At 42.5% G+C, this 7,226-nt stretch carries 6 protein-coding genes; 5 read left to right on the top strand and 1 reads right to left on the bottom strand.

Going from position 1 to position 7,226, the window contains the following annotated elements; genetic code table 11:
- Window positions 1-129: 129 nt before the first annotated feature.
- From JZU62_RS06760 to JZU62_RS06745, 4 genes are all read left to right on the top strand, one after another.
- On the top strand, window positions 130-798 hold the full coding sequence (locus JZU62_RS06760; protein ID WP_295013175.1) for a response regulator transcription factor: 669 nt from the start codon (window positions 130-132) through the stop codon (window positions 796-798).
- 60 nt (window positions 799-858) lie between these two features.
- Window positions 859-2,160, top strand: a complete 1,302-nt coding sequence (locus JZU62_RS06755; protein ID WP_295013173.1) for a HAMP domain-containing sensor histidine kinase — start codon at window positions 859-861, stop codon at window positions 2,158-2,160.
- A gap of 81 nt (window positions 2,161-2,241) precedes the next feature.
- Entirely contained in the window at window positions 2,242-2,496 is a 255-nt protein-coding gene (locus JZU62_RS06750) for a YfhL family 4Fe-4S dicluster ferredoxin (RefSeq protein WP_295013171.1), read from the top strand.
- Entirely contained in the window at window positions 2,497-3,960 is a 1,464-nt protein-coding gene (locus JZU62_RS06745) for a Ppx/GppA phosphatase family protein (RefSeq protein ID WP_295013169.1), read from the top strand. It begins immediately after the preceding gene.
- A 104-nt stretch (window positions 3,961-4,064) separates the two neighbouring features.
- On the opposite strand, the gene bamA is transcribed toward JZU62_RS06745, so the two are convergent.
- Entirely contained in the window at window positions 4,065-6,302 is a 2,238-nt protein-coding gene (gene bamA / locus JZU62_RS06740; RefSeq protein ID WP_295013167.1) for an outer membrane protein assembly factor BamA, read from the bottom strand.
- 115 nt (window positions 6,303-6,417) lie between these two features.
- On the opposite strand from bamA, the gene JZU62_RS06735 reads away from it, so the two are divergent.
- Window positions 6,418-7,226: prephenate dehydrogenase (locus tag JZU62_RS06735; RefSeq protein ID WP_295013165.1), on the top strand; the 809-nt coding region annotated here is incomplete at its 3' end.

Below are 7,226 nucleotides of genomic sequence, written 5' to 3'. Positions count from 1 at the left end.
TCCGAGCAAATCATCGGCTAAAAGCCATGACGATGATGTTTGGGAAAACTTCTAAACTTTTTATCTATCCTTTTCAGGTACTCACTCGTGAGTACCTGATATGACTTCATACTACAGCAAGGAGAACCCATGCGAATCTTACTTTTAGAAAATACATACTCTCTTGCTCTTTCCATCACTAATTTTCTTACAACGCTAGGGCATGATGTAAATCACTTTGACGGTAGAGTAGATTTTTTAGAAATGATTCGATCAGGTCCCTATGATCTGTTTTTACTTGATTTGAATGCTTCCAATGATATATCAACCGATTGTATCAAAGGTATTGTCAAGATTTTTCCTCAAAACCCTATCATTCTTTTAAGCACTACTCACGATTTAAATGTAATAGAAACAGCATTAGAGCTAGGGTGCAGTGATTATATAAAAAAACCGTTTGAGTTTAAAGAACTGGAATTAAAAATCAGACAATTCAATAAAAACATTTTTCCGATCAAAAGCTCTTTAATTTCTTTGAGCCAAAACTATGCTTATGATACAGACACCTCTTCATTGTATTATAAAGGACTAATACAAGCTTTTACTAAAAAAGAAAAAACTCTTCTGGCTTTATTTATGCTCAATAGAAATAAATTCATCACCGAAGAACAAATCTCTTTAGCCCTCTGGAATAACCCTTTCGGTGAATCTGCAACCATCCGTTCCCACATCTCCCGTTTGCGTAAAAAACTCAAAGAAAACTTTATTCAAACTTATCGGCAAGAGGGGTATATGTGGGAAGATAGGGCACATCTGTAGAAAAACTCTTGTATAATACTAAAAAACGATACAATTATTAAAATTAGAATGAGGTTAAGTTTGTTTTCCAAAAGAAGCATAAGACGGCGTTTTCTCTTTCAACTCATTGTCGCTTCGGCGGCATTGGTGATCCTTTTCTCCTCCTTTTTATATCTCTTTATCAAGCAATCCATTTACGATGAAAAACAAGCTGAACTAATCGGTTATGCTGAAAATATCTCCTCGTATAAATCTCTTTTATCAACTCAACAAAATAACGCGGACGCGATGATGGGGCTTAGTGTCGAGCTGATAACGCTTACCACCAATGAAGAACATCTCGATTTTTACGAGACCACACACAAAGATAAAACCAGTACCCTTACTCTCATCTACCCTTTTGATTTTGAGCACTCATCGTATTTGAAAGTAAGCCGTGACGTTACCGCGACAAAAAGATTACTGGCAAAAATTTTGAACTCTATTTTTATCATTAATGCCGTAGGATTTGTTGTTATTATCCTCTACGCTATCGCTTTTTCAAAAATGCTCATAGCCCCGATCAGCGCCCTCTCTCGCCGTTTAGCCAACATGAATGAACATCTGATACGCCCAATCAAGGTCGAACAGCTCCCCGATGAGTTTGAACCGCTAGGAGAAACACTTAATCGCCTCATTGCCCGTATCCAAAACTTTGTTAAATACCAAAAAGAGCTCTTTATAGGTGCCGCGCATGAGCTTAAAACCCCTCTAGCAGTCATCAAACTCAAAAACCAAGTCACCCTCATCAAAAAACGTTCCCCTGAAGAGTACATCGAAGCGATCCGTATCACTAACCAAAGCGTTGATGAGATGAATAAAATTGTAGCCGATATCCTCAACATCGGGCGGCAGGAAGGGGCACAGCTTGAGATTCCGACTCAAATCGATATCATCCAGATCCTCAAAAAATGGGAAGGAGATTTTAAACTGTTGGCTAACAGCGAAAACAAAACCCTTGTTACCCGATTTGAACCTGATGCGTTCAGTGCTATGCTACAAGTGACCCTCCTAAATCAAATTTTGCAAAACTTTTTACAAAATGCTCTCAAATTTACACCCGAGGGTAAAACGATACTCTTTAAAAGCCATCTCAACGGGGTAGGGATTGTGATCGAGGTGATCGATGAGGGTTGTGGTATCGATGAAAGTATCGATCTATTTGCACCCTTTAAACGCCAAGGAAATAAATCTGGAGTGGGATTAGGCCTCTTTTTAGCCAAAAGTGCTGCTGAAGCGATTGGTGCGACGATTACCCTTACCAATCGAGAAGATGGAATTGACGGTACCTGTGCCCGTCTTGTTCTTCCCTCTAAACTGTGTTGTATCCTTCCACTACGATAAAGTTTGAGGAGTTTAAAACTCCTCAAAGGTTCCTTTCGCTATAAATCGCGCAATAACCAATAAAATAACCGAGGTTTCCCTATGCCATTACTAATAGTCGATGAATGTATTGCATGTGACGCATGCCGTGAAGAGTGCCCGATGGATGCAATTGAAGAGGGCGATCCGATTTATATCATCGATCCAGACCGTTGTACCGAATGTGTAGGAACCTACGATGAGCCCGCTTGTATTGCTGTCTGTCCTGTCGATTGTATTATCCCCGATAAAGACAACGTTGAAACGATGCAAGAACTCCTCTATAAGCATAAACAATTGCAAGAGGAAGAGGAGTAAATGGCAAAATGTACCGCCGTTATCGACATCGGAAGCAATTCGATGCGTTTGGCGGTCTTTCAAAAAACCAGCCGTTTTGCTTTTCATATCCTGCATGAAGCTAAAAGTTCCGTCCGTTTAAGCGAAAATGCTTATAAAAATGGCGGTCATCTCCAAAGTGAAGCGATGGAGCGTACGGCTCGTGCAATCGGGGAATTTTTATCGATTGCCGCTTCTTTCGGCGCCCGAAAAATTCTCTGTGTTGCCACTTCAGCACTTCGAGATGCCCCCAACGCTTCCCTTTTTCTCTCCCGTATTCAACGTGAACATAACCTTGCCATTAAAGTAATCAGCGGAGAAAAAGAGGCCTATTATGGGGGAATGGCGTGTGCTAATCTACTCCCTCCGATAGAGGAAGCGATAACCGTCGATGTCGGGGGAGGATCGAGTGAATTTACCCTCCTTCGCAGCGGTAAGGTAGAACAGCTTTTCTCCCTTAACATCGGAACAGTGCGGATTAAAGAGCTATTTTTTGATACCGATGATATTAACGGTGCTATAGCCTATATCGATAATGCCCTCAAAAAACTCCCTGATTTTGAAGCGAATACACTGATCGGTATCGGCGGAACTTTTCGTGCTATTACTCGTGCGCTGATGAAAAAAGAGGATTATCCCCTCAAAAAACTTCATGCCTACACAACTGATACGAACTCATTTTTGCGCTTTAGCACACAACTACTCGAAGCCACTCCTAAAAAACTTCGCTCCCTTTATATTAAGCCTGATCGTTTTGATACCATAAAACCGGGTTCTCTTATTTTAGAGAGGATTATTCGCCATTTGAATACCAAAACGCTTCTCTGTAGTGGTGTTGGGGTACGTGAGGGGGTATATTTGAGCGATCTTCTCCGTAACGCAGGAGATCGTTTTCCCGCCAACTACAACCCAAGCGTCCGATATCTGCTCGATACGTATGCACATCACAGTGATCATGCACTTCAATGTTCCCACCTCTCCAAACGACTGTTTGAATTACTCTGTGAGCCTCTGAAAATTGACCCCACGTATAAACCGGAACTGACGATAGCGGCAAAACTTCTCTCTATCGGTGTCGGTATACGCTATTACGCGTATCAACGCCACAGTCACTATTTGGCGATGAGCGCCTTAGATTATGCGCTGAGCCATCAGCAGATCGCTTTGATTTCCCATTTGCTGCTGTTTAAAAAAGGGAATACTGCTTCAGACCTTGTCCCAAAAGAGTCCTATGGGTCACTTTTACCGGATGAAGCTACCCTCGATGTACTGAGTATGATATTATGGCTCTCTCATATTTTATTGGCATCCCGCATCAATGCTTCCGAGTTATCGTTTACATTCGATAATGGGACATTAACCGTCAGTGGTGAGCACCTTTATCTCGCAAGTGAACAGCTCAAAAATATCGTTCTACCTAAAAATCTAACGGTGGTGTTTGCTTAAAAGAGGAGTATGGGAATTATCCCGTTCGTGGTGAGCTTGTCGAACCATGAATGTTCACGCTTCAACTCACCCATAAGGCACGTGAACTCAGGGCAAACGACTTATTAAAATCGTTGTCCGATTGTAAATTCGAAATGAGCGATATCATCGCCCGGTTTATCACTAATCGGGTTAGCAAATACAAGCTGTAGAGGTCCAACAGGACTAAACCACTCCAAAGATACCCCATAACCGCCCCGTTTTATCTCACTCATGCTCTTCTCACCGATCATACCATAATCGACAAATGCTGTTGCCCGCATTTTCGCTTCAGGGACAAGAGGGACGCTAAATTCAAGGCTATTAGAAAACGTTTGAGTTCCGCCGATCAAATCTAATTTTCCGTTACTATCAGAATCGATCCCGCTATTTGGCGACAATGAATAGGACTGATATCCACGAACCGAACCGATCCCCCCCATATAGAATTTTTCACCTAATGGCAAATAGCCGCTCTCAGTAGCATAATTAAAGCGGGCTTTGTAACGGAGGATCAAGTCAAAATCGGTCCATTTTTGAAGTCCCTGATAGATTCCGAATGTCGTACGGCTTTTCCAAAAATCAGCATCTCCTCCAACTCCTGCCATTTCAATGCTTTGAGAGGCACTAATCCCCTCTCGTGGAACATAATAGTCATCGGTATTATCATACGTCGCCGAAACAACTACCGAACTTTTGGCATAACTTTCATAAAGATAAGAATTTACTAACGTCGTATTTACATCACTGTATTTATTTTGAGAGTAGTTGTACCCTACATAACCGCTCACAAAACGATTAAATCGATGCCCCGTACCAACACTTATCCCTTTTGATTCGGTGGTATAGCTGTCGTATTCGGTTGAACTGTTGAACACCGAGAAGTTACCGCTGAAATCACTATCATTAAGACGTGGATTAGAGATATTAAAGGAGTAGTTGCTGGTACGCTGAGATTTTTCAAGATTAAGACCGACATTGATCCCTGATCCGAAAATATTGCGATCACTTACCGCAACACTCACCAAAATTCCCCCGAAACTTCCATATCCACCACCGAGTTGGATATTCCCTGTCGGTGCCTCTTTGGCTTGGACGATAATGTCCATAGACTCATCATCGATCCGCTTCTCTTCAATGGTATTGCTCTCGAAATATCCGGTTCGCCCTAACGCGTTACGAGAATCTTTGAGGTTAGTGAGACTATACAAATCCCCCGGAGCCAAGAACAGTTCACGACGTACGACACGATCCAGTGTGCGGTTATTACCGGAGACAATGACGTTACGGATGTGAACTTTTTTGCCCGGATTTATACGATAAACGACATCAACACTTTTTCCCTCTTTGTCTTTTTTCAAATCGGGCTGTACCTGTACGTAGGCGTATCCCAAATCGGCAATTTTCGTTTTAATACGATCCGCATCGTCTCGGAACGTTTTGATATTAAACGGCTTATTTTTTTCTAACGCAATAACATCCAGAAGCTCTTTATCCTCAATCACCTTGGTATCTTGAAAGACTAAAATATCGGATACGCGGTAAACATCCCCCTCAAAAACGTTATAACTCATCTGCGCTTCGTAATGATCAAAATCGACCGCTACAAACGGCTCATCGATTTTAGCGTCGAGATAACCGCGCTGCATATAAAAATCGCGGATACGGAGTGGATCGTACTGCAATTCGGCAACTTTCATCTTACCGTCATTACGTCCCCACATCCATCCCATAAAATCTTTCTCTTTGTTGGCAATCATGCTATCAAAATCATCACTATCTTGGGTCAAAACACCTGCATAGGTAAGCTTTTTGATAATAATCTCTTGCCCCTCATTGACGATAAAAGTAACGTGCATACTCCCATTATCGAGTTTTTCGGTATCGATTTCAACGACCGAATCGATTTTACCATCCTGACTCAATGCATCAACAATCCGTTTTTTAGCACTTTCGAGTCTTTTTTCATCGTAAAGGGCACCTTTATCAATTTGCAAAAGTGCTTTTTTGGCCTCTTCATCGTTCTCTTTGTACCCTTTGAGTTCGATTTTGGAGATAATCGGCTTCTCTTTGAAGTGAAATGTTACTTTTCCCTCATTCTCTTCTGCCCATACATCTTCAAAGTACCCTTGATCAAAAAAGTTCTTGACCGTTTTATCTACCGCATTCGCGTCTAGGGGGAGACCGACTTTGACCTCATTAAGCCGCTTAGCCACAGCCTCGGAAATATGGACCATGCCATCATACTGAATCGATTGGACGTTTTGCGCAGATGCGTGCACGAGTGCACTTGCGACTATCAAAGAGAGGGTAATTGTTTTCAAGCCAAAGTTTCCGTTGCATTAAAATAGTCTCCCATTCTATCACTGTATCGATTAATAGGAGCGTAAATTAAACTTAAAAGGGCTAAAATAGCACTATTATACACAAAGGGCAGTTATGAAAATCGGTATTGTAGGGTTAGGATTAATGGGAGGTTCGATGGCACTTGCCCTTAAACACCTCTCTTTTATCTCCTCCATTATCGGATGCGATCATAATCCAGATCACCAAATGGTCGCTCTGCAACGGGGATTAGTTGAATCTTTCATGAGCTTTGAAGAGCTTAAAGCCAATTGCGACGTTATCTTTTTGGCGGTTCCTGTGAATGGGGTGATCGAATTTTTGCAAAAATCGACCGACTTGCTGGGAACCGATAAGACTATGATCGATTTGGGGAGTACGAAAGCCCTCATTGTCGATGCTATCCCGAGCAGTATCCGAGCCAATGTAGTCGCCGCCCACCCGATGACGGGGACAGAGCAGTTTGGTCCAAGTGCAGCCTTAGAGGGTCTCTATGCTGAAAAAGTGGTCGTATTGTGTGATTTGGAACACAGCGGCGATGTACAACGCGATATAGCATTGCGTATTTTTCAAGCTATCGGGATGCAGATACGTCGTATGGGTGCGGCGCAACATGATCGCCATGCCGCCTTTATCAGCCACATGCCCCACGTTATCTCGTATGCCCTCGCCAATACCGTGTTAGCCCAAGAAGAGAAAGAAAATATCCTCACCCTCGCCGCAGGGGGATTTCGCTCCATGAGCCGTTTGGCGAAAAGTTCACCGGCAATGTGGGAAGATATTTTCCGCCAAAACCGTGATAATGTCCTCGAAGCCGTTGAATTTTTCGAGACAGAGCTTCAAGCCCTTAAAACCGCCCTTAAAAACGAAGACTATACCGAACTGCGCCGTGAGATGAAGGGTGC

It is taken from the genome of Sulfuricurvum sp., assembly GCF_019163035.1.
Lineage (GTDB): Bacteria > Campylobacterota > Campylobacteria > Campylobacterales > Sulfurimonadaceae > Sulfuricurvum.
Note: the sequence above shows the minus strand (reverse complement) of the source record. Positions and strands in the feature narration are given on the sequence as shown.